At 52.6% G+C, this 22614-nt stretch carries 17 protein-coding genes and 3 tRNA genes; 10 read left to right on the top strand and 10 right to left on the bottom strand.

Going from position 1 to position 22614, the window contains the following annotated elements; all coding sequences use genetic code 11:
- The first annotated feature begins 51 nt into the window (after positions 1–51).
- The 3 genes from ptrA to recD are packed head-to-tail and all read left to right on the top strand — an operon-like array spanning position 52 to position 8320.
- Positions 52–2943 (top strand): pitrilysin, encoded by a 2892-nt coding sequence (gene ptrA, locus ACP3TC_RS03610; RefSeq protein ID WP_426817536.1) that lies wholly within the window; start codon positions 52–54, stop codon positions 2941–2943.
- The gene (gene recB, locus ACP3TC_RS03615; protein WP_426817537.1) at positions 2940–6491 is read left to right on the top strand and encodes an exodeoxyribonuclease V subunit beta; all 3552 of its coding nucleotides are present in this window, start codon (positions 2940–2942) and stop codon (positions 6489–6491) included. Before ptrA ends, recB begins: the two co-directional genes overlap by 4 nt.
- Positions 6479–8320: an exodeoxyribonuclease V subunit alpha gene (recD, locus tag ACP3TC_RS03620; RefSeq protein WP_426817538.1), complete on the top strand. Its 1842-nt coding sequence runs from the start codon at positions 6479–6481 to the stop codon at positions 8318–8320. Before recB ends, recD begins: the two co-directional genes overlap by 13 nt.
- An 81-nt stretch (positions 8321–8401) precedes the next feature.
- Here recD and argA read toward each other — a convergent pair whose 3' ends face one another.
- A complete protein-coding gene (gene argA / locus ACP3TC_RS03625) occupies positions 8402–9748 on the bottom strand; it encodes an amino-acid N-acetyltransferase (protein ID WP_313853496.1) in 1347 nt (448 codons plus the stop codon).
- Positions 9749–9963: 215 nt separating this feature from the next.
- Here argA and amiC point away from each other — a divergent pair, with 215 nt between their 5' ends.
- Complete coding sequence (gene amiC / locus ACP3TC_RS03630; protein WP_313853494.1) at positions 9964–11208, top strand: N-acetylmuramoyl-L-alanine amidase AmiC; 1245 nt, start codon at positions 9964–9966, stop codon at positions 11206–11208.
- 115 nt (positions 11209–11323) lie between these two features.
- Here the strand turns inward: amiC and ACP3TC_RS03635 are convergent.
- The 3 genes from ACP3TC_RS03635 to ACP3TC_RS03645 all read right to left on the bottom strand — a co-directional run bounded on the left by ACP3TC_RS03635 (position 11324) and on the right by ACP3TC_RS03645 (position 11664).
- A tRNA-Met gene (locus ACP3TC_RS03635) sits at positions 11324–11400 on the bottom strand.
- A 60-nt stretch (positions 11401–11460) separates the two neighbouring features.
- Positions 11461–11537: transfer RNA gene (locus tag ACP3TC_RS03640), tRNA-Met, on the bottom strand.
- A gap of 50 nt (positions 11538–11587) precedes the next feature.
- Positions 11588–11664: transfer RNA gene (locus tag ACP3TC_RS03645), tRNA-Met, on the bottom strand.
- 205 nt (positions 11665–11869) lie between these two features.
- Between ACP3TC_RS03645 and mltA the strand changes: the two genes are divergently transcribed.
- Both mltA and tcdA read left to right on the top strand, forming a co-directional pair.
- Complete coding sequence (gene mltA / locus ACP3TC_RS03650) at positions 11870–12979, top strand: murein transglycosylase A (protein ID WP_313853493.1); 1110 nt, start codon at positions 11870–11872, stop codon at positions 12977–12979.
- Positions 12980–13100: 121 nt separating this feature from the next.
- Positions 13101–13904 carry a tRNA cyclic N6-threonylcarbamoyladenosine(37) synthase TcdA gene (gene tcdA / locus ACP3TC_RS03655; protein WP_313853491.1) on the top strand — a complete coding sequence of 268 codons (804 nt, stop codon included), beginning with the start codon at positions 13101–13103 and terminating at the stop codon, positions 13902–13904.
- 14 nt (positions 13905–13918) lie between these two features.
- Here the strand turns inward: tcdA and csdE are convergent, their stop codons facing one another.
- Positions 13919–14356: a cysteine desulfurase sulfur acceptor subunit CsdE gene (gene csdE, locus ACP3TC_RS03660; protein ID WP_426818233.1), complete on the bottom strand. Its 438-nt coding sequence runs from the start codon at positions 14354–14356 to the stop codon at positions 13919–13921.
- Between the two features lie 2 nt (positions 14357–14358).
- The gene (csdA, locus tag ACP3TC_RS03665) at positions 14359–15564 is read right to left on the bottom strand and encodes a cysteine desulfurase CsdA (protein ID WP_426817539.1); all 1206 of its coding nucleotides are present in this window, start codon (positions 15562–15564) and stop codon (positions 14359–14361) included.
- Between the two features lie 209 nt (positions 15565–15773).
- Between csdA and ACP3TC_RS03670 the strand changes: the two genes are divergently transcribed.
- The 4 genes from ACP3TC_RS03670 (at position 15774) to rlmM (ending at position 18824) form a co-directional block, all read left to right on the top strand.
- The gene (locus tag ACP3TC_RS03670) at positions 15774–15998 is read left to right on the top strand and encodes a YgdI/YgdR family lipoprotein (RefSeq protein WP_313853488.1); all 225 of its coding nucleotides are present in this window, start codon (positions 15774–15776) and stop codon (positions 15996–15998) included.
- Between the two features lie 348 nt (positions 15999–16346).
- Entirely contained in the window at positions 16347–17264 is a 918-nt protein-coding gene (locus ACP3TC_RS03675; protein ID WP_426817540.1) for a transcriptional regulator GcvA, read from the top strand.
- Between the two features lie 68 nt (positions 17265–17332).
- Positions 17333–17728, top strand: a complete 396-nt coding sequence (locus ACP3TC_RS03680; RefSeq protein ID WP_052899522.1) for a DUF423 domain-containing protein — start codon at positions 17333–17335, stop codon at positions 17726–17728.
- Positions 17721–18824, top strand: coding sequence for a 23S rRNA (cytidine(2498)-2'-O)-methyltransferase RlmM (rlmM, locus tag ACP3TC_RS03685; RefSeq protein ID WP_426817541.1), 1104 nt, complete (start codon positions 17721–17723; stop codon positions 18822–18824). Before ACP3TC_RS03680 ends, rlmM begins: the two co-directional genes overlap by 8 nt.
- 82 nt (positions 18825–18906) lie before the next feature.
- Here the strand turns inward: rlmM and ACP3TC_RS03690 are convergent, their stop codons facing one another.
- The 4 genes from ACP3TC_RS03690 to ppnN all read right to left on the bottom strand — a co-directional run bounded on the left by ACP3TC_RS03690 (position 18907) and on the right by ppnN (position 22475).
- Positions 18907–19344: a DUF943 family protein gene (locus ACP3TC_RS03690; RefSeq protein ID WP_426817542.1), complete on the bottom strand. Its 438-nt coding sequence runs from the start codon at positions 19342–19344 to the stop codon at positions 18907–18909.
- Positions 19301–20098, bottom strand: a complete 798-nt coding sequence (locus tag ACP3TC_RS03695; protein WP_426817543.1) for a DUF3289 family protein — start codon at positions 20096–20098, stop codon at positions 19301–19303. Before ACP3TC_RS03695 ends, ACP3TC_RS03690 begins: the two co-directional genes overlap by 44 nt.
- A gap of 211 nt (positions 20099–20309) precedes the next feature.
- Positions 20310–21068, bottom strand: coding sequence for a flap endonuclease Xni (xni, locus tag ACP3TC_RS03700; RefSeq protein WP_426817544.1), 759 nt, complete (start codon positions 21066–21068; stop codon positions 20310–20312).
- Between the two features lie 42 nt (positions 21069–21110).
- Positions 21111–22475 carry a nucleotide 5'-monophosphate nucleosidase PpnN gene (gene ppnN / locus ACP3TC_RS03705; protein ID WP_313853478.1) on the bottom strand — a complete coding sequence of 455 codons (1365 nt, stop codon included), beginning with the start codon at positions 22473–22475 and terminating at the stop codon, positions 21111–21113.
- Positions 22476–22614: the final 139 nt, after the last annotated feature.

Raw genomic sequence — 22614 nt, forward strand, 5'->3', positions numbered from 1 at the left:
AAAATTTGAGTAAGCGTCTGCGCAAGCAGGCGCCATTGTTGAGGGGTTTGAATGCGTAAGCACGTTGTCTGGATTACTAGTCTGTTTATTTGCTTTACCTTCTGGAGCCAGTTTTCACAGGCGGCAGAGGGCTGGCAGCCGATGGCTGAAACTATTCGTAAAAGCGAAAAAGATCCGCGCCAGTACCAGGCAATTAAACTGGATAATGGCATGACGGTACTACTGGTATCGGACAAACTGGCACCTAAATCGCTGACGTCAGTGGCGTTGCCAATTGGTTCGCTGGACGATCCGGACAATCAGCTTGGGCTGGCGCACTACCTCGAACATATGGTGCTGATGGGTTCTAAACGCTATCCGCAACCTGATAACCTGGCTGAATTCCTGAAGAAGCATGGCGGCAGCCACAATGCCAGCACCGCGTCTTATCGCACTGCATTCTACCTTGAAGTGGAAAATGATGCTTTGCAGCCCGCTGCCGACCGTCTGGCAGATGCGATTGCTGAGCCGCTGCTTGACCCGGTTAATGCCGATCGCGAGCGCAATGCGGTGAATGCTGAACTGACCATGGCGCGTTCACGCGACGGACTGCGTATGGCACAGGTTGGAGCGGAAACTCTTAATCCTCAACATCCGAGCGCTCGCTTCTCGGGTGGCAATCTGGAAACCCTGAGCGACAAACCTGACAGTAAGTTGCATCAGGCGCTGACCGATTTCTACCAGAGATACTACTCTGCCAACCTGATGAAAGCGGTGATTTACAGCAATAAATCGCTGCCGGAGATGGCGAAAATCGCCGCTGAGACCTTTGGCCGGGTACCGAATCACCAGGCGAAAGTGCCTGAAATTACCGTGCCGGCAGTGACAGATGAGCAGAAGGGTATCGTGATTCATTACGTGCCCGCACAGCCGCGCAAGCAGCTGAAAATTGAATTCCGTATCGATAACAACAGCGACAAATTCCGCAGTAAAACCGATACCTTGATTGGCTATCTGATCGGCAACCGCAGCAAAAATACTTTGTCAGACTGGCTGCAGAAAAAGGGCCTGGCTGATTCAATTAATGCCGGTGCTGATTCAGTGATCGATCGTAATGGCGGCCTGTTTGCTATCTCGATCTCTCTGACGGATAAAGGCCTGGCGAATCGCGATGAAGTGGTGGCAGCAGTATTCAGCTATCTCAACATGCTGCGCAATCAAGGTATTGATAAACGCTACTTCGATGAAGTGTCGCACGTGCTGGATCTCGATTTCCGCTATCCATCCATCACCCGCGATATGGACTATATCGAATGGCTGGTCGATACCATGCTGCGTGTACCGGTAGAACATACGCTGGATGCGCCTTATATCGCCGATCAATACGATCCGCTGGCGATTAAAAGTCGTCTTGAGGGAATGACGCCGGAAAATGCACGTATCTGGTATATCAGCCCGAATGAGCCGCACAATAAAACCGCTTACTTTGTCGATGCGCCTTATCAGGTGGATAAAATCACTCCGCAGCGTTTTGCTGACTGGCAAAAACGTGGCGCGGCCATCGAATTATCGATGCCGGTACTGAATCCGTATATTCCGGATGATTTCACGCTGATTCCGTCTGACAACAAGAGCTATACCCATCCGCAGAAGCTGCTGAACGAGCCGGGACTACGCGTGTTCTATATGCCGAGCCAGTTCTATGCCGATGAACCAAAAGCCAATATTACCCTGGCACTGCGTAATAAAGATTCGGTTAACAGCGCGCGTAATCAGGTGCTGTTTGCACTGAACGATTATCTCGCTGGTGTGGCGCTGGATGAGCTCAGTTCACAAGCCTCGGTGGGCGGAATCAGTTTTTCCACCAGCGAAGATGATGGTGTGATTTTCAATGCCAGCGGCTTTACCCAGCGCTTACCAAAACTGATGACTACGCTGCTGGAAGGCTACAGTAGCTTTACTCCAACCGGCGATCAGCTGGAGCAGGCAAAGTCATGGTATGCCGAGCGACTGGATGCGGCGGAAAAAGGCAAAGCGTTTGAGCAGGCGATTCAGCCGGTGCAGATGTTGTCGCAGCTGCCTTACACCGAGCGCAGCGAACGCCGTGAGCTACTGAAATCAATCAGCATTAAAGAGTTACTCGATTACCGTAAACAGTTGCTGGAAAATGCCACGCCGGAAATGCTGGTGGTCGGCAATATGACGCCAGATGCTGTTACTACGCTGGCGCGTGATATTCGCAGCCAGCTGAAGTGCAGTGGCGAAAGCCGTTGGCAGAGCAACTATGTTGTTATTGATCAGCAGACGCTGGCTAATATCGAAAAACAGGGCAGTAGCAGCGACTCGGCGCTGGCGGCGGTCTATATTCCGCTGGGGTATGGGGAGTATCAGAGCGCGGCCTATAGCGCAATGTTAAGCCAGATTGTCCAGCCGTGGTTCTACAATCAGCTGCGCACCGAAGAGCAGCTTGGCTACGCGGTGTTTGCCTTCCAGATGCCGGTTGGTCGTCAGTGGGGTATCGGCTTCCTGCTGCAAAGCAACAGTAAGCAACCGGCCTATCTGTTACAGCGTTATCAGGCGTTTTATCCAACCGCTGAGAAGCGCCTGCGTGAGATGAGTAAAGAAGACTTTGCCCAGTATCAGCTGGCGATGATTAATGAGCTGAAACAGCGTCCGCAAACGCTGGATGAAGAAGCTGGTCGCTTTACTAAAGATTTCAGTCGGGAAAATCACAGCTTTGATACTCGTGAAAAAGTCATCGAACAGATCAAACTGCTGACGCCTGAAAGCCTGGCGGACTTTTTCCATAAGGCGGTAATGCAGCAGCAGGGTATGGTGCTGATGTCGCAGATCTCCGGCGCGCAGCATGGCAAAGCCGATTATGCGCAAGCCGAAGGCTTCAAAACCTGGCAAAATGTCTCCAGTTTGCAACAAACTCTGCCGGTAAAAAGTGAGAAGAAATGAGTGATCCGATTCCGCAGCGGCTCGATCCGCTAACCCTGCCACTGACTGGCGAGCGGCTGATTGAAGCCTCTGCGGGAACCGGTAAAACCTTTACCATCGGCCTGCTCTATCTGCGGCTGTTGCTGGGATTAGGGCAGAGTGCCGCTTATCCACGTCCGCTGTCGGTGGAAGAGATTCTGGTGGTAACCTTTACCGAAGCGGCCACCGCCGAGCTGCGTGGCCGTATCCGTCATAATATTCATGAATTGCGTATCGCCTGCGTGCGAGGCGTCAGTCAGAATCCGATGCTGGCGCAGCTACTTAGCCAAATCGACGATCTGTCGCAGGCTGCTGCGATGCTGCTGGCCGCCGAGCGGCAAATGGATGAAGCGGCAATTTTTACCATCCACGGTTTCTGCCAGCGCATGCTTAACCTCAATGCGTTTGAGTCCGGAATGCTGTTTGAACAGCAGCTAATCGAAGATGAGCATGCGTTGCGCAAGCAGGCGACGGCAGATTTCTGGCGACGCCACTGCTACCCCTTGCCGCTGGCGATTGCGCAGGTGGTGGCTGAGCAGTGGAGCGGGCCCGATGCGTTGCTGTCAACGCTCTCTCCCTGGCTTCAGGGAGAGTCCCCGGCGCTGAAATATCCGCCAGCGGCAGATGAAACCCTGACTGAGCGTCATCAAAAGCTGATTGCCCGTATCGACCAGTTGAAAGCGCAATGGCTGGCGGCGGCCGGTGAACTGCACGCGCTAATCAGCGATTCCGGAGTGGATAAACGCAGCTATAGCAGTAAGCATTTACCGAACTGGCTGGAAAAAATCGGCCAGTGGGCGCAGGAAGAGACGCAAACCTACAGTGTGCCAAAAGATCTGGAGCGCTTTGCCCAGAGCACGCTGGAGGAGAAAACAAAAAAAGGTGTGGCACCGCGCCATCGCCTGTTTGAGGCTATTGAACTATTTCTTGCCGAACCGCTGTCGTTACGCGATCTGGTTATTGCCCGCGCTCTGCATGAGATCCGCTTTGCCACCCGCAAAGAGAAACGGCTGCGCGCCCAGCTCGGATTTGATGATTTACTCAGCCGGTTTGACGAAGCATTACAGCAACCCGCTGGCCCATTGCTGGCACAGGCGATTCGTGGCCGTTATCCGGTGGCACTCATTGATGAATTCCAGGATACCGATCCGCAGCAGTACCGTATTTTCCGCACCCTGTATGTCGGCCAGCCGGAGAGTGCGCTGTTACTGATTGGCGACCCGAAACAGGCGATCTACGCCTTTCGTGGTGCGGACATCTTTACCTACATGAAAGCGCGCGCAGAAGTGAGCGCGCACTATACGCTGGACACTAACTGGCGCTCATCACCAACTATGGTGGACAGCGTCAACCAGCTGTTTTCGCGTCTCGATAATCCATTTTTATTTCAGGAAATCCCGTTTCTACCGGTGCAGGCGGCGACGGCAAACAGTGAACTGCGCTTTACTCTTGATGGTGCAGAACAACCGGCGCTGCGCTTCTGGCTTCAGCCGGGCAGCGGCGTCGGCGTCAGTGAATATCAGCAATTTATGGCGCGCCAGTGCGCCGCTGAGATTCGTCACTGGCTGTCGTCGGGTCAGCAACAGCAAGCGCTGATCGGCAAAGGCGACAAGATGCGTCCGGTGCAGGCCTCCGATATTACGATTCTGGTGCGCAGCTACGGCGAAGCAGCAGTGATGCGTGAGGCGCTGAATGCGCTAAATATTCCTTCGGTGTATCTCTCCAATCGCGACAGTGTGTTTACCACGCCGGAAGCGCGTGAGCTGCTGTTGCTGTTGCAGGCGGTGCTGGCACCGGAACAGGAGCGAGCAGTGCGCAGTGCGCTGGCGACCAGCATTATGGGGCTGGATGCGCCAACACTGGAGGGGCTGAGTCAGGATGAGCGCGCCTGGAACCAGCTGGTGGATGAGTTTGATGGTTACCGTCAGCTGTGGCTGAAACGTGGCGTGCTACCCATGCTGCGCGAGCTGATGGTGTCGCGCCATATTGCCGAAAATCTGCTGGTGTCTGAGAGTGGCGAACGTCGGTTGACCGACCTGCTGCATCTCGGCGAACTGTTGCAGGAAGCCGCATCACAGCTCGACAGCGAACACGCGCTGGTGCGCTGGCTGTCGCAGCAGATTGCACAACCGAACAGTCAGGCGGCGAACCAGCAGTTGCGCCTCGAAAGCGACCGCCATCTGGTGCAAATTGTCACTATTCACAAGTCAAAAGGTTTGCAGTATTCGCTGGTATGGCTGCCGTTTGTCGCCAATTTTCGCGAAGCGGAGCAGGGAATTTATCACGATCGTCAAACTTTTCAGGCGCTGCTGGATTTAAACGGTGATGAAGAGAGTCAGCAACTGGCTGAGCAGGAGCGACTGGCGGAGGATTTACGTTTGTTATACGTGGCGCTGACGCGTTCGGTATGGCATTGCAGCATCGGTATTGCGCCGCTGGTAAAAGGAAATCGTAAGAAAGAGGGCAGCAGCGATCTGCATAAAAGCGCTCTCGGCTTTTTGCTGCAGCGCGGTGAGGAAGCGGACAGCGAACAGCTGCTGGCTATCCTGCAACAGACTACCAGTCAGGCAATTGCGCTGACGACCGAAGCGGTAACCGATGAATCGCCCTGGCTGCCTGAAATGCAGGACAACCAGCCGTTAAGCAGCGAGGTTATCAACCGATCGCTGCGTGACGAGTGGCGTGTTACCAGTTATTCCGGTCTGCAACAGCACGGTCCGGCGATGACGCTGGATCTGCTGCCGCGTTTTGACGTTGATGCCGCCGGCGAGGCGGGTGAGGTCAGTGAGCCAACACTTACTCCGCATAGCTTTCCGCGCGGCGCTTCGCCGGGAACATTTCTTCACGGACTGTTTGAGAATATCGATTTTACTCAGCCGGTTGAAACCGGGTGGTTGCAGCAGCAGTTGCAGCAGGCGGGTTATGACGAGATATGGCTGCCGATGCTGCAACAGTGGATGACACGTATTATGGCGACACCGCTGGATGACAGCGGCGTCAGCCTGAATCAGCTTGCACCGCAACAGAAGCAGGTTGAGCTGCAGTTTTACCTGCCGATTGATGCCATGCTGACCGCGCCTGCGCTGGATCAATTGATACGCCAGCATGATCCACTGTCAGCACAGGCACCCCCACTGGCTTTTCATCAGGTGCGCGGCATGCTGAAAGGTTTTATCGACTTAGTCTTCTGCTGGCAGGGAAAATACTATCTGCTGGATTACAAATCCAACTGGCTGGGGGAGGAGAGTGCTGCCTATACCCCGCAGGCGATGGAGCAGGCAATGATTTCCCATCGCTACGATCTGCAATACCAGCTGTATACCCTGGCGCTGCATCGTTATCTGCGCCACCGACTGGCTGATTATGATTATCAGCGCCACTTTGGCGGCGTGCTGTATCTGTTTTTACGCGGTGTTGATGGCAGCGCCAGCGACAACGGCGTATTCCACACTCGTCCCTCGGTGGAGTTTGTCGATGCGCTGGATAACTTGTTTGCCGGTTCCATTCAGGAGGCGACATGTCAGAGTTAAGCGAGCTGCTGCGCCAGGCTGGTGAAAAGCACCTGCTGCGGGCGCTTGATGTGCAATTTGCTCATATGCTGGCGGATGAGTCGCAACCTGCTTTAATGCTTGCTGCTGCATGGCTTAGTGCTGAAGCGGGAGAAGGCCATGTTTGTCTGCCGCTGTCACAGCTTACCCCATCGGCGCTGTTTGGCGGGCGTCATCCTGAATTTGCGGCCTCCCTGTGGCAGGCCGCGGGTGCGCCGGAAGAGTGGCAAACATTATTACTCAACAGTGAGGCAGTAAGTGATGGCTCACTGGCTACACCGCTGGTATTGCACCAGCAGCGGCTTTATCTCAACCGCATGTGGCAGGGCGAAGGCAAGGTGGCGGAGTTTTTTGCCGCCGACCCGGCAATTGAACCTCCTGATGCGGAGCTGCTGCGTGAAATACTCGATCAGCTTTTTGGTCAGCAGCCGGATGACTGGCAAAAAATCGCCGCGGCAGTAGCGATAACCCGTAAGATTTCGGTGATTTCCGGCGGGCCAGGCACCGGTAAGACCACCACGGTGGCAAAATTACTGGCGGCGTTGATTCGCCTGACGCCGGGCGCATTAAGGATTCAGCTAGCGGCACCGACCGGTAAAGCGGCGGCCAGGCTGACGGAGTCACTGGGTAAAGCACTGAATGGGCTGCCGCTCAGCAGTGAGGATAAGCAGAAGTTCCCCGCCGAAGCGACCACTCTGCACCGTTTGCTGGGCGCACAGCCGAACAGTCAGCGAATGCGCTATCACGCCGGAAATCCCCTGCATCTGGATGTGCTGGTGGTGGATGAGGCATCGATGGTCGATTTGCCGATGATGGCGAATCTGATCGCGGCACTACCACAACAGGCGCGGGTCATTTTTCTCGGCGATCGCGATCAGCTGGCCTCGGTCGAGGCGGGAGCGGTGCTGGGCGATATCTGTCGCTGTGCTGAGGCCGGATACAGCGTTGCTCGCGCCCGGCAGTTAACCCAGTTGACCGGATGTACGCTACCCGGTCATGACGATGAAACGGTTTCTCCGGTACGTGACAATATCTGCCTGCTGCGCAAGAGTTATCGCTTCGACGCCGGTTCGGGAATCGGCCAACTGGCGCTGGCGGTTAATGCCGGTGACGTATCGGCTGCCGAATCAGTATTCAGCGCAGGATTCAGCGATATTGCACGGCATCCACTGGCAACCCCCGACGAGTATCAGCAGTTGTTAAACGACTGCGTGGCGGGCTATCGCCCTTATCTGCAAATGGTGGCACAACAGGCAGCGCCACAGCAGGTTATGGATGCTTTTGCCCGTTATCAGCTGCTGTGTGCGCTGCGTGAAGGACCATTTGGCGTAGTAGGATTAAATGAGCGTATCGAACTGGCGTTACAGCAGAAGGGGCTGATACAGCGCCCGCCAGCCGCCAGTGGTAAATGGTATGCCGGGCGACCGGTGATGATTGCCCGCAACGATCGTGCGCTGGGGCTGTTTAACGGTGATATTGGCATCGCGATGCGTGATGACGAGGGCGAGTTAAAAGTCTTTTTCCCGCTGCCGGATGGCACAATTAAAGCGGTGCAGCCAAGCCGTTTACCGCCGCACGATACCGCGTTTGCCATGACGGTGCATAAATCGCAGGGTTCGGAGTTTGAGCATACTGCGCTGGTGTTACCGAATCACTTTTTGCCGGTACTGACGCGTGAGCTGGTGTATACCGCCATTACCCGCGCGCGCGATCGGTTGACGTTATATGTCGATAATAGCGTATGGGGCAAGGCGGTAAGAGCGCGTACCCAGCGGCGCAGTGGTTTGCAGCAGCGACTGAATATGATGTAGAAAGCCATTTTCGGCACGGGCGGAATTTGCTGCAGGGGAGCCGTTTTCGGCACCCCTGCAGAGAATCTGTGGGGATGATTATCAGCCTAAATCCGCCATTAACACCTTCGAACGACGCTGATAGTTATACATCTGCTTCTTACTTTCCGGCAGCACTTCGATATCCACCGGCGTAAAGCCGCGCTCCTGGAACCAGTGAATACTGCGGGTGGTCAGCACAAACAATTTTTTAAGCCCGATCTGGCGCGCCTGTAACGCCACGCGCTGTAATAAAGCTTCGCCGCGCGATGAGCTGCGGTAGTCAGGGTGAACCGCGACGCAGGCCATCTCGCCAATCTGCTCTTCCGGGAAAGGATAGAGCGCTGCACAGGCGATGGTCAGATTATCGCGTTCGATAATAGTGAACTTATCGATCTCCATTTCCAGCTGTTCGCGAGAGCGACGCACCAGAATTCCCTGCTGCTCCAGCGGACGAATCAGCTCAAGAATACCGCCAATATCATTAATGGTCGCGCGGCGAATCTGCTCGGCTGACTCCATCACGATTTGCGTACCAATACCGTCGCGTGAGAACAGCTCCTGCAACAGTGCACCGTCTTCCTGATAGCTGATCAGGTGGCTGCGGCGCACGCCGCTGCGACAGGCTTTAACGGCGCCACGCAGAAAGCGCACGGTGCCGGAGAGGTAATCGCCGTGCACTTCCTGCGCTTCGATGCGCTGCTGGGCATCATTTGGGAATAGTTCAGAGATGATCTCACCCTGATCATTGGTGACGCCCTGTTCAGAGCAGAAGCCGATCATCTTTTCAGCTTTCAGCTTAATCGCCAGCTGGGTTGCCACTTCTTCAGACGTCAGGTTAAAACTCTCGCCGGTGACTGAAACCGCAACCGGCCCCATCAGCACAATCGCGCCGCTGTCGAGCTGGCGATGGATCGCCTCTTCGTCGATGCGACGAATGCGTCCACTGTGGCAGTAGTCGACGCCGTCATCTATGCCCAGTGGTTGGGCAATAATAAAGTTACCGCTTACCACATTAATATGCGCGCCCTGTAACGGTGTGTTGTTCAGGCTCATCGACAGACGAGCCGTAATATCCAGTTGCAGTCGACCCGCTGCCTGCTTAACCAACTCCAGCGCCTGCGCATCGGTGACGCGCGTATGCTTGTGATAAATCGGTTCAAGCTGATGCTCAGCCAGGTTGGCGTCAATTTGTGGGCGTGCGCCATAAACCACTACCAGCCGGATGCCGAGGCTGTGTAGCAGGCCGATATCATTGACGATGCTGGAGAAATTTTCATGCTCAATCGCTTCACCCCCCAGCATAATGACAAACGTCTTGCCGCGGTGCGCATTGATATAGGGAACGGTATGGCGAAAACCCTGAACCAGCTCAGTACTACGTTCCTTCACGGCCAACCCTCTTTGCATTTTTATTCGTAATTTCTGTATTTTTATTCTTTTATTGCCTGTGATGCAAGAGGCAATTATCCTTACTTATCACCAGCTATGCGTCTTTTCCCCAGCTAATTCTCTGCATTTATTCGCTTTTTCCGGGTGACAGCGTTTAAGGGATTCGCTAAAGTTTTTGCCATCTTGTTTTTTTTTGGCTGTTTTTTAGACACACCACAGTAAACCGGAGCGGCATGTCCCAATCAAACTCTTTCCTTAGTCGTCGCCAGTTGTTAAAAAGCGCCGGCGCGGTTTGGCTGCTAAGCGTCAGTCAGGTTGGCATGGCTGCCAGCAGTCATGTGGTTGCCGTGCGCATCTGGCCCTCGTCAACGTACTCCCGCTTAACGCTGGAATCTAACGTTCCGCTTAAATATAAGCAGTTTGCCCTGAGCAATCCGGAACGCGTGGTCATCGATATCGAAAATCTGCACCTTAATCAGGTTCTGAAAGGGGTGGGGAAGCTGGTGCTGGATAACGATCCCTATATCAAGAACGCCAGAGTAGGGCAGTTCGATAAAAATACCGTGCGGCTGGTGCTGGAACTGAAACGCAATGTGGCCCCACGTATTTTTACCCTGCCGCCGGTTGCCGGTATCAAAGATCGTCTGGTGCTGGATCTCTACCCGTCACAAGGGAATGTGGTTGATGATCCGCTGCTGGCATTACTGGAAGATTACAACCAGGGTACGCTGGAAAGAACACAACCCGCCGCCGCGCCATTACCGGGTAAAGCCGGACGCGATCGACCGATTGTGATTATGCTCGATCCAGGCCACGGCGGCGAAGATCCGGGGGCGATAGGTAAGCATAAGACGCGCGAAAAAGATGTGGTATTAAAGATCGCCCGCCGTCTGAAAGCGCTAATCGATAAGCAACCGAATATGCGGGCTTATATGACGCGTAATGAGGATGTGTTTATTCCGTTGAAGGTTAGGGTTGCTAAAGCACGAAAGCAGCGCGCCGATCTGTTTGTCTCTATCCATGCCGATGCTTTTACTAACCGGGCGGCGCGTGGTTCATCAGTGTTTGCCCTGTCGACGAAAGGGGCGACCTCAACCGCCGCGCGTTTCCTCGCGCAAACGCAAAACGAATCCGACTTGATCGGTGGGGTGAGTCGTAGTGGCGATCGCTATCTCGACCATACCATGTTCGATATGGTGCAGAGTCTGACCATCAATGACAGCCTGAAATTTGGTAAAGAGGTGCTGTCGCGCTTGGGTAAAGTAAATCATCTGCATAAACGAACCGTCGATCAGGCGGGCTTTGCGGTACTTAAGGCGCCGGATATTCCCTCTATTCTGGTTGAAACGGCATTTATCAGTAATCTGGAAGAGGAGCGCAAGCTGCGCACGTCTAAATTCCAGCAGCAGGTAGCTGAGTCAATTCTGGCAGGGATTAAAGCCTATTTTGCTAATGGTGGGGCGGTGGCAAGAAAATAATAGCTTATCAGGGCGGCGCGCTGGTCGCCTGTGCTGTTGGCAACGCGCTGAAGGGGAGTGCTGAAAACTGACAAATGCCAGATACAAAAAAACACCCTTTCAGGTGTTTTAATAGTGGTTGCGGGAGCCGGATTTGAACCGACGACCTTCGGGTTATGAGCCCGACGAGCTACCAGGCTGCTCCATCCCGCGTCCGATTTGCTGCCGCTTCCGTCACGACAGGTACTGCTGTTTCGCTTAAACTCAGCGAATTGGTTGCGGGAGCCGGATTTGAACCGACGACCTTCGGGTTATGAGCCCGACGAGCTACCAGGCTGCTCCATCCCGCGTCCGTAATACTTCTCTTCTTTACTGCCTGTTTCGCTTAACTTCAGCGAATTGGTTGCGGGAGCCGGATTTGAACCGACGACCTTCGGGTTATGAGCCCGACGAGCTACCAGGCTGCTCCATCCCGCGTCCGTGGATGCGCACTATACTCTTCGCGCGTTTTGATGCAACCCATTTTTGAAAAAAAGTGGTTTTAATACCGTCTGTTGTCGAATTTTTCCACCATCTGGGGATTTGTTGCACAACATGGGCCGCTCTTTTTTTGCCGACGCATTTAAATCTGATTTAGCCTTTGCTATCTTCGGCCTGCAAACCGGCGAAATAAGAGAACGAAATGAAAGGATGTTGGGCAAAGTATGTAATGACAGGCGCGTTGTTCGCGCTTCTGGCGGGATGCTCGTCAAAACCCACTGACAGAGGACAGCAGTATATAGATGGTAAACTGGATCAACCGCTGGCGCTGGTTAATCAGCCGAATGCCAAAGGTCGTCCGGTTAATGGTAAAGACTTTGTCGATCAGGTCGGTGCAATCAAATCGGCTTCGCCGCGAATGTTCACTCGCCAGAACAGTACCTATAGCTCAATTGAAAGCTGGTTAATCGCCGGTGGTGATACTCGCCAGCTGCGCCAGTTTGGTCTTGATGCATTCCAGATGGAAGGTGTCGATAACTACGGTAACGTGCAATTTACCGGTTACTACACTCCGGTAATTGAGGCGCGCACTACGCGGCAGGGTGAATTTCAGTATCCGCTGTATCGCCTGCCACCACGCAGTAAAGGTCGCAAGCTGCCAAGCCGTGCAGAGATTTATGCCGGTGCGCTCGACGATCGCTACATCATCGGATACAGCAATTCGTTGATGGATAACTTTATGATGGATGTGCAGGGCAGTGGCTACGTCGACTTTGGCGATGGCCGCCCATTAATGTTCTTTGGCTATAGCGGTAAGAACGGGCACGGCTATCACAGTATTGGTAAGACATTAATCGATCGCGGTGAAGTGAAGCGTGAAGATATGTCGATGCAGGCGATTCGTAAATGGGCGGATGAGCACAGCGCGTATGAAGTGCGTGAACTGCTGGAAACCAACCCGTCATTTGTCTTCTTTAAGCCAGAAAACTTTGCGCCGGTGCGCGGTGCCAGCGCAGTACCACTGGTGGCGAAGGCATCGGTTGCTGCCGATCGCGCTCTGATTCCGCCAGGCAGCGTATTGCTGGCAGAAGTGCCGCTGCTTGACAATAACGGCAAGTTTACCGGCAAGTATGAGATGCGTGTAATGGTGGCACTGGATGTCGGTGGCGCAATTAAGGGCCAGCACTTTGATATCTATCAGGGTATCGGACCGGATGCTGGTCATATGGCGGGCTTTTTCAACCATTATGGTCGCGTCTGGATCCTGCGTGCGGCACCCGGTGCTGGCACGAGTGTGTTCAGCGCCAGCTAAAACGGCAATAATGGTGCAATGCTGAAAGGCACGAACCATTAAACTCTTCTCTTAATTGCGGGTCAGTTCTGGCCCGCAATAACTGACATCCCGATTTATTAATGTTAACCAGGGTAGATTCATGACTTCTCTTTCCGACGCCTGGCTGCAACGCTTTGGCGGCACCGCACGTTTATATGGTCAGCATGCATTGCAGCTGTTTGCTGAGGCGCATATCTGTGTAATTGGTATTGGCGGTGTGGGTTCCTGGGCAGCAGAGGCGCTGGCGCGTACCGGTATCGGCACCATCACCCTGATTGATATGGATGATGTCTGCGTGACGAATACTAACCGTCAGGTGCATGCGCTGCGTGATAACGTCGGCAAAGCAAAAACTGAGGTAATGGCAGAACGTATTCTGGCAATCAATCCTGAGTGCCGGGTGATCTGTATTGATGACTTTATTACCGCGGATAACACCTCTGAGCTGATGAGCGGAGGTTTTAGCTACGTGATTGATGCTATCGACAGCGTGCGGCCAAAAGCCGCGTTACTGGCCTGGTGCCGCCGCAATAAGATTCCGCTGGTGACAACCGGTGGTGCCGGTGGCCAGATAGATCCGACGCAAATTCAGGTAGCCGACCTGGCAAAAACCATTCAGGACCCGCTGGCGGCTAAGCTGCGTGAGCGGCTGAAACAGGATTTTGGCATAGTGAAAAACAGCAAGGGTAAGCTGGGAATTGATTGTGTGTTCTCAACCGAGGCGCTGGTTTATCCGCAGCCGGACGGCAGTGTTTGCGCATCGCGCAGCACCGCTGAAGGGCCGAAAAGAATGGACTGCTCTGCCGGATTTGGTGCGGCGACCATGGTAACGGCAACTTTTGGTTTTGTTGCCGTATCTCATGTGCTGAAAAAGATGATGGCAAAGGCCGCACGTCAGTCGTAAAACTGTTGTGGCGTTTAGCTTGCCGCGCGCTTTACTGCATCCGTTAACGCCTGCAAACCGCTACTGCGCGAGCTGCTTAACTGCTGACGTAGCCCAAGCTGGTCAAACAGCGCCAGCGGATCGCTGTCTCGCAACTTCGCGGCGGATTGCCCTTCAACGGCGGTCAGCAGCACCGCCAGTAATCCCCTTACGATGCGCCCTTCACTGTCACCATAGAAGTGCAGGGTGCCATCGGCATTCAGCTGGTGTCCGAGCCAGACGCGGTTTTCACAACCGCTGAGTTCAATGTCTGCGGTCTTTAGTTCAGCCGGTAACGCGGGAAGCTGCTTGCCGAGTAGAATCAGCTGACGATAACGATCTTCCCATTGATGAAAGGCAGAGAACGTCTCCTGTAAGCTGGCAACGGTAATCACGTCGCCAAACGGATGGGGGGCCAGTGGTGCTGAACTCATCATTAATCTGCCAGTAAAGTGATTGCAGTATGCATGGCGGCGATCAGCGCATCGACATCCTGCAAGGTATTGTAGGGAGCAAAGGAGACGCGCAGCGTGCCGCTGACGCCCAACGCGTTCATTAGCGGCTGCGCGCAATGTTGCCCGGCGCGCAGCGCGATGCCGCTCTCTGCCAGTAACGTCACCAGATCGCTGTGATGTATGCCTTGAATATCAAAGGCCAGTACGCTGGAGCGGCTGCTGCGATAGCTGCGGAAACCGTCCAGTTCTGCCAGCCGCTCTTCGGCCAGACTGGCGAGGCCGCAGCTCCACTCTTCTGCCGCGGGCAGATCGATTTCAGCCAGCCACTCCAGCGCTGCGCTCAGGCCAATAACCCCGGCAACATTAGGCGTGCCAGCCTCAAAACACCAGGGAGCGGATTGAGCAGTAAAACCGTCGAATGAGACGTCAGTCAGCATCTTGCCGCCACCCTGTATCGGTTGCATTTCTGCCAGCCGTTCGGGTTTGGCGTACAGCGCACCAATGCCCATCGGCCCATACAACTTATGCGCTGAGAAAGCGTAGAAATCGATATCCAGCGCCTGCACATCCGCTGGATTGTGAACCACTCCCTGTGCGCCATCAATCATTACCGGCACGCCGGCCTGATGAGCGAGAGCAATCGCCTCCGCGATATCCGGGCATCCGCCGGTAACATTAGACATCTGGCCCAATGCCAGCAGGCGGGTACGCTGATTCAGCAAGCCAGGCAGAGCCGTGATATCCGGCAGGCGATTCGGATCCAGTGACCATTTAATCACCCGCGCGCCGGTTTGCTGTGCCAGCATCAGCCAGGGAACCAGATTAGCATGGTGCTCGGCTTCGCTGACGATAATCTCATCGCCCGGCTGAAGTCGTGGACGCAGGTAGCTTTGCGCCACCAGATTGATGGCGTCGGTGGTGCCGCGCGTCCAGACGATCGCCAGTGGCGACGGCGCATTGAGCAGTTGCGCCACCTGACTACGGGCATTTTCATAGCGCTCGGTCAGCTTACGCGCTTCGGCAAACTGGCTGCGATGCACGGTTCCTGCACTGAGACTGTAAAACTGGCGTGTTGCTTCGATAACCACCTGCGGCTTAAGTGCGGTAGCAGCGCTGTCAAGATAAACGCCAGCATCGGCCAGAGCAGGAAACTGCTGACGAAACTGCGCCGGATTAAAAGACTTCATACTGTTCTCGTGGTTCATACGTTCAGAAGATGGCTAAATTCATGGTCTTAAACTGGAAAAGCTGAAAAAGAGCGTTATGCTAATTATTGCAAGGTTTAAACATTACCCGCATATAGATTTTGCTGCTCACCGAAGATCGTTCTTCTGTCGCGACTAAATTTAGCCATTTACGGGTGGTTTATCGCAATTTATCTGCAAGGAGATATAAAATGAAAAAATTAGCCGCAGTACTGGCCGCATGCGCCATGACCTTTACTTTAGCTGCCTGTTCCAGCAACTATGTGATGCACACCAATGATGGGCGCACCATTGTTGCCGATGGCAAGCCGGTTGTAGATTCAGATACCGGTATGATCAGCTACAAAGATGCGAATGGCAACAAGCAGCAGATCAATCGTTCTGATGTAAAAGAAATGGTTGAGATGGGCCAGTAAGATTCAGGTAAAAAAAAGCACCGCAATTTGCGGTGCTACTAAATCACTATGGACAGACAGGATAAATCTACAGGAATTAAAAGGGCAGCTAAGCTACCGGATCTGAAAAGCGTCAGATCAATTGCAAACACAACATCACGACCACAAGCCAAAAGTTTTCGAAAATTCCGCGATCTCTCACACAAATTTCAAACAACTTTTCGTTCCGGCTCTGGAAGTGCGGCAACTATAGGTATTTGCTGGAGCTTCCTCAACGGACAATTTATAATGTCTCGGATAAAAAAATCTAATACGTAACACGCGCTTGTCGAGTTACGTCTGGTTGTAACAGAAAACATTGCGGAAACCATGTCAAAACGACTTCCTCCCCTGAATGCGCTGCGAGTTTTTGATGCAGCGGCACGGCATCTCAGCTTTACCAAAGCGGCTGAAGAGCTGTTTGTGACGCAAGCTGCGGTTAGCCATCAAATCAAATCTTTAGAGGATTTTCTCGGCCTGAAGCTGTTTCGCCGCCGTAACCGCTCGCTGCTACTTACCGAGGAAGGGCAAAGTTATTATCTGGATATCAAGGAAATCTTCTCCGCGCTGAATGATGCCACGCGTAAGCTTCAGGCGCGCAGTGCGAAAGGGGCACTGACGGTCAGTTTGCTGCCGAGTTTTGCCATTCAGTGGCTGGTTCCACGACTCTCAAGCTTTAACTCAGCTTATCCGGGTATTGATGTGCGTATCCAGGCCGTCGACCGTGAAGAGGAAAAATTAGCCGACGATGTCGATGTGGCGATTTTCTATGGTCGCGGCAACTGGCCAGGGCTGCGAGTGGAGAAACTGTATGCCGAATATCTGCTGCCGGTCTGCTCTCCGCTGCTGCTTACCGGCGATAATCCCTTAAAAGTGCCGGCTGACCTGGAAAAAGTCACGCTGTTGCATGATGCCTCGCGCCGTGACTGGCAATCCTATACCCGCCAGCTAGGCTTGCAGCATATAAATGTGCAGCAGGGGCCGATCTTCAGCCATAGCGCGATGGTATTGCAGGCGGCAATCCATGGTCAGGGGATCGCGCTGGCTAACAATGTGATGGCGCAGACCGAGCTGGAAGCGGGAAGGCTGGTCTGCCCGTTTAACGATGTTTTGGTCAGTAAAAACGCTTTTTATCTGGTTTGTCATGACAGTCAGGCAGAACTGGGTAAAATAGCCGCCTTTCGCCAATGGATCCTGGCAAAAGCCGCAAGCGAACAGGAAACATTTCGCTTTCGCTACGAACACTAATTGATGCGGTGCGTGGTGCATTTTCCGTTGGGGAAGCATGGCGCATCTTCTGTTTTGAGGATAGGTTAATGTCCAGTCGTGCAATGATGATCTTTTCCGCCATCAGCGGATTTGTCTTCGTGATGTTTGGGGCATTTGGTGCCCATGTACTAAGCCAGTCTCTTGGTCCGCAAGAGATGGCATGGATCCATACCGGGCTGGATTATCAGGCTTATCATACGCTGGCGATTCTCGGTCTTGCCGCGGCAATGCTGCGTCGCGCCAATATCTGGTTTTACTGGAGCAGCGCATTTTTGGCGCTGGGCACGGTACTGTTTAGTGGCAGCCTCTATTGCCTGGCGCTGTCACATCTGAAGATGTGGGTTTTTGTTACACCGGTTGGCGGCGTCTGTTTCCTTATCGGCTGGGTTTTAATGTTAATTGGCGCACTGCGTCTGAAGAAAAGGGCAGATCGCCATGAATAAAGTATTGCTGTATTGCCGTCAGGGTTTTGAGAAAGAGTGTGCCGCCGAGATTACCGATAAAGCTACACAGCGCGAAGTGTTTGGTTTTGCAAGGGTAAAAGAAGATTCAGGCTACGTGTTATTTGAGTGTTATCAGCATGAAGACGCTGACAAGCTGGTGCGCGAACTGCCCTTCAGCGAGCTGATTTTCGCACGTCAGATGGTGGTCGTGGGAGAACTGTTACGCGATCTGCCGCCGGAAGACCGTGTGTCGCCAGTCGTCGGCATGCTGACCGGAGTGGTCGAAAAAGGTGGTGAACTACGGGTCGAAGTGCCGGACACCAACCAGAGCAAAGAGCTGCTGAAATTCTGCCGTAAGTTCACCGTGCCGCTGCGTGCCAGCCTGCGCAGTAGCAATATCCTGCTGAACTATGAGTCAGCCAAACGCCCGGTGGTGCATGTATTCTTTATTGCGCCGGGCTGCTGCTATGTCGGTTATTCTTACCCGGATAATAACTCAACGTTCTTTATGGGAATTCCGCGCCTGAAGTTTCCGTCAGATGCACCAAGCCGTTCGACGCTGAAACTGGAAGAAGCTTTCCACGTTTTTATCCCTGCCGATGAGTGGGATGAGCGCCTGGCCAGCGGCATGTATGCCGTCGATCTCGGCGCCTGCCCGGGCGGCTGGACCTATCAGTTGGTACAGCGCAGCATGATGGTAGATGCGATTGATAATGGTCCAATGGCACCAAGCCTGATGGATACCGGACAGGTTACCCATCATCGTGAAGATGGATTTAAATATCGTCCAACCCGCACCAATATTTACTGGCTGGTATGCGACATGGTGGAAAAACCGGTACGCGTTGCCAATCTGATGACCGAATGGCTGGTTAACGGCTGGTGCCGTGAAGCGATTTTCAATCTTAAGTTGCCAATGAAAAAGCGCTACGAAGAAGTGTCGCAGAATCTGGCAATGATGAATGAAAAACTGAAAGCCAGCGGCATCAATGCACAGATTAATGCGCGCCAACTTTACCACGATCGAGAAGAGGTCACGGTTCATGTACGCCGTATCTGGAGTGCCACTCCGGGTCGTCGTGATGAGCGCTATTAATTAGCTATTTAACCCCGGATCAGGGATGATCGCGGGGTTAGAATGAACACACTCTTGAAATGCTCTAAAAAAACGTTAACGTTCAATTGAAAAGATAGATAGTTTCATTTTTGTCTTTTCGATACCAAATTTTCATTGGGCGATGATCTTTTTCAATGCAATTTTTTTTAGTGTTCATCTCATCAAAACAGAGTAAGTCACTGTCCTGATCGGTTCCCGAGTCAGTTTTATAGTTTCCAACCCAAAAGCTTATACCATAGTCGCATTCTCCTATGGGAACATGATACTTTTCTTTAAACAGAGATTTATTTTCCTCCCACCAGAGAATTTTATTGTTCCTGGTTAATGGAAAGTGTTCAACGATAACGAAATAGTTGTCAAATTTTTTTGAGTAATGGACGTCAATAACTTTGGTTGGTTGAAATAACCATCCGAAAAAAACAGCTCCTGTGAAGATAGAGGCTATTGCGATTAGTTTAAAACGTATCAAATCTGCTGCCCTCAATCGTTTTAATTGCATTCATTTCAGTGATAAATGGCTGATAACCATAGCCTTGCCAGCGTTGCAATGTAAACCAGATACGAAAGATACGGAACTCTCGATATAACAAATTGCTAATATCATCATTATCGAGTCCAAAATGGTCCTGGACTCTGTAGTGGATTTTCGCTTTGTAACGATCTCTGTTCACCTCATAGCTTTCAAGAGTGATATGTGTAGCCCAAGTGTCATGTACGCTAATGGCTAACCCATTGATTCTATCCATGAGGCTGTTGAATTTTGGTAATTTAGATTCTGCAATCTCAGCAGTTAATGCTTTGATGTTACTTTCAGGATAATGACCATGTCCCCAGTCAGTGAGCTGTGTGAAAGTTTGTTTGATTTTCTGCAAAGAGCTCTCCATCGAACTATGATTTTCCAGCGCCGCATCCAGCATCGGGTCGAAAAATCTGTCGCCTTGGCCATATTGCATATGGTCTATCAATTTACCAATCAGTGACTGATACTCACCGACAAAAGAGAGGCTGGTTGATAAGCTGCGAAACTCGTCAAACAGTATGCGCGCGCTTTCCAGTCGGTTGGGAAAGGTAAACGGATTAATACGTGTAGAGATGTCACGTAACCTGTAGCGCTCTTTAAGCACTTTTTCACTGATATCGCCGTAATGCATATCATCGGCAAAGTAGTCATCCATTTTACGCTGGGTTTCATAGATGCGTATTGGCAGTTGCAGCGCCGCTGTCTGCGGCTTGTGGTCGGCGTGAGTATCCATAATTAACGTCCCGGTTAATTGACTTCAATCCCTTCAGGTTATTAATATACGAGACAATGAAAAACAAAGATAGCCTGCAAAAAAAGAAGAGTCAGTACGAAATAGATGATTTTTATGATTACCTTTTTATTAAATTTATAATTAATATCATCGATATAATTAGTATATCTGGACGGGTGACCCGATTATCATGTCATCCGATTTAAATAAGTTAACCTGCCTCATAACGCAGTTCTTTAAGATTACCATCTAAGATTAAATCGGTTTTCAGCGTCGCCACCTGTTGGCAGATAAACGCCATTTCACGGTGCTCTTCGAGTTTCTTTCGCCATTTTTCGGGAACGGCATCAAGATGCTGATAGACACCTGCCAGCGAGCCAAAGTCCGTTAATAGCTGACTGGCACTTTTTGGTCCAATGCCGGCAACGCCGGGAATCTTGCTGCTGCTGATACCTGCCAGCCCCCAGTAATCGGTGAGCTGCTGTGGCGTAACGCCAAACTCTTTGGCAATAAAAGGCATATCCAGCCAGCGCTTCTGAAAGTAATCACGAATAAAAATCGACGGCGCTAACAGCTGGCAATAGCCTTTATCGGTCGAAACAATCGTCGCCTGATGACCGCCCGAAGCGACTTTTACCGCCAGCGTAGCCGCCAGATCGTCGGCTTCATCGCCGGGAGAGGTCCAGCAGGTGACGCCAGCGGCGGCAAAGGCATCGCGTAAGAGCGGCATTTCCACTTGCAGGTTATCCGGCATTGGTGGGCGTCCGGCTTTATAGTCGGGCAACAGCTGATGACGCCAGCCGTCGCGGCGCTCGTCGTCGTCAAATACCGCGACGACATGGGTCGGACGAGTGTGCAGCAACAGTTGCTGTAACGCCTGCACGCAGGTTTGCTGGCAGGGAGAGCCCTGAACAGCGTGAATGCGGCGAATCAGATTCAGTGCATCAACAATTAACAGATGATTAGTCATAAGCTCGAAGTCAGAGCGGCACGGATGCCGCTCCGTAGCAGGTTACTTTATGATTTCATAGCAGGGGATATAGGCGGTGCCCGGCAACTTCATGCGGTGCTGAGCGACAAATCCCTGTAGTAAATCGTCCATGTGATGCATCATTTGCGCATCGCCGTGCAGTTTATACGGCCCTTTCTCCTGAATCTCACGGATACCCATCTCTTTAACATTGCCGGCAACGATGCCGGAAAATGCCCGACGCAGTGCGGCGGCGAGTTTCTCTGGCGGCTGATTCGGATAAAGATTGAGATTAGCCATATTCTCATGGGTTGGTATAAACGGTACCTGAAGATCCGGCGCAATACGAATTGACCAGTTAAAGCTGTAGGCATCTCCGGTTTCACGACGATTCTCTTTAACCTTCGGCATCGCTTTTTTCATCTGACGGGCGACTTCGGCTGCATCGTCAATGATGATGGTGTAGTGGCGGCGCGCCTGTTCACCCACGGTATTGACGATAAACTCATCCAGCACGCGGAAGTAGTCGGCACTCTCTTTCGGCCCGGTAAGAATCAGCGGCAGCACCTGATCGTGGTTTTGCGGATTCATCAGAATACCCAGCAAATACAGTAGCTCTTCAGCGGTGCCAACCCCGCCCGGGAAGATGATGATACCGTGCGCAATGCGGACAAACGCCTCAAGGCGTTTTTCAATATCCGGCATAATGATCAGTTCATTGACCAGTGGATTCGGCGGCTCAGCGGCAATAATTGATGGCTCCGTCAGGCCAATAAAGCGGCCATCTTTGTAGCGCTGCTGGGCATGTCCAACGGCGGCACCTTTCATTGGTGCTTCCATGACGCCCGGTCCGCAGCCGGTACAGATATTCAGCTCGCGCAGGCCAAGCTGTGAGCCAACGCTACGACAATACTGATATTCAGTGGCGTTAATCGAGTGTCCGCCCCAGCAGACCACCATATTAGGTTCTTCGCCGATATGCAGTGCCCGCGCATTACGCAGAATCGAGAACACCATATTGGTGATATGGATGGAGTCTTCCTGGTTCAGATGCTGGAAACGTTCGGCATGAGTAATCTGGCCGTTAACGAACAGGATATCGCGCAGTACCGCAAACAGGTTGGCTTGCAGTGATCGAATGATACGGCCGTCAACAAACGCGTCTTCCGGCGGATTGATCAGCTCCAGCTTCACGCCGCGCTCACGACGCAGCACATTGATATCAAAGTTTTCGAAACGGGAGAGCAGTTCATGGCTGCTGTCGGTTTGACTTCCGGAGTTAAGCACGGCGAGTGAGCAGTTACGAAACAGTTGATAGAGGTCACTGCTGGCTGTGCGCTTCAGCATGTCGACTTCCAGCTGTGAGAGCAAATCCATCGAGCCAAGAGGGCTAATATGTGTAATCAAATGAACTCCTTTACACCCGCCAGGGTGATTTGTGACTCTGCGCCCAGCGGGCGGAGCAGAGACGAAAAATCCTTTGGTAACGCCAGCTTGTCACTTAGCGCCAGACTTCAGATTAACGCTCTCAGTACCGGTTTCACAA

This window comes from Winslowiella sp. 2C04 (assembly GCF_050037805.1).
GTDB classification, from domain to species: domain Bacteria; phylum Pseudomonadota; class Gammaproteobacteria; order Enterobacterales; family Enterobacteriaceae; genus Erwinia; species Erwinia toletana_A.

Coding starts and splice junctions, on each gene's coding strand:
- mltA (WP_313853493.1), top strand. CDS start 11,870: ATGAAAGGATGTTGGGCAAAGTATGTAATGACAGGCGCGTTGTTCGCG.
- ACP3TC_RS03695 (WP_426817543.1), bottom strand. CDS start 20,098: ATGGATACTCACGCCGACCACAAGCCGCAGACAGCGGCGCTGCAACTG.
- csdA (WP_426817539.1), bottom strand. CDS start 15,564: ATGAAGTCTTTTAATCCGGCGCAGTTTCGTCAGCAGTTTCCTGCTCTG.
- argA (WP_313853496.1), bottom strand. CDS start 9,748: ATGCAAAGAGGGTTGGCCGTGAAGGAACGTAGTACTGAGCTGGTTCAG.
- xni (WP_426817544.1), bottom strand. CDS start 21,068: ATGACTAATCATCTGTTAATTGTTGATGCACTGAATCTGATTCGCCGC.
- ACP3TC_RS03690 (WP_426817542.1), bottom strand. CDS start 19,344: ATGCAATTAAAACGATTGAGGGCAGCAGATTTGATACGTTTTAAACTA.
- ACP3TC_RS03675 (WP_426817540.1), top strand. CDS start 16,347: ATGTCAAAACGACTTCCTCCCCTGAATGCGCTGCGAGTTTTTGATGCA.
- ACP3TC_RS03670 (WP_313853488.1), top strand. CDS start 15,774: ATGAAAAAATTAGCCGCAGTACTGGCCGCATGCGCCATGACCTTTACT.
- recB (WP_426817537.1), top strand. CDS start 2,940: ATGAGTGATCCGATTCCGCAGCGGCTCGATCCGCTAACCCTGCCACTG.
- amiC (WP_313853494.1), top strand. CDS start 9,964: ATGTCCCAATCAAACTCTTTCCTTAGTCGTCGCCAGTTGTTAAAAAGC.
- recD (WP_426817538.1), top strand. CDS start 6,479: ATGTCAGAGTTAAGCGAGCTGCTGCGCCAGGCTGGTGAAAAGCACCTG.
- ACP3TC_RS03680 (WP_052899522.1), top strand. CDS start 17,333: ATGTCCAGTCGTGCAATGATGATCTTTTCCGCCATCAGCGGATTTGTC.
- rlmM (WP_426817541.1), top strand. CDS start 17,721: ATGAATAAAGTATTGCTGTATTGCCGTCAGGGTTTTGAGAAAGAGTGT.
- ptrA (WP_426817536.1), top strand. CDS start 52: ATGCGTAAGCACGTTGTCTGGATTACTAGTCTGTTTATTTGCTTTACC.
- tcdA (WP_313853491.1), top strand. CDS start 13,101: ATGACTTCTCTTTCCGACGCCTGGCTGCAACGCTTTGGCGGCACCGCA.
- csdE (WP_426818233.1), bottom strand. CDS start 14,356: ATGAGTTCAGCACCACTGGCCCCCCATCCGTTTGGCGACGTGATTACC.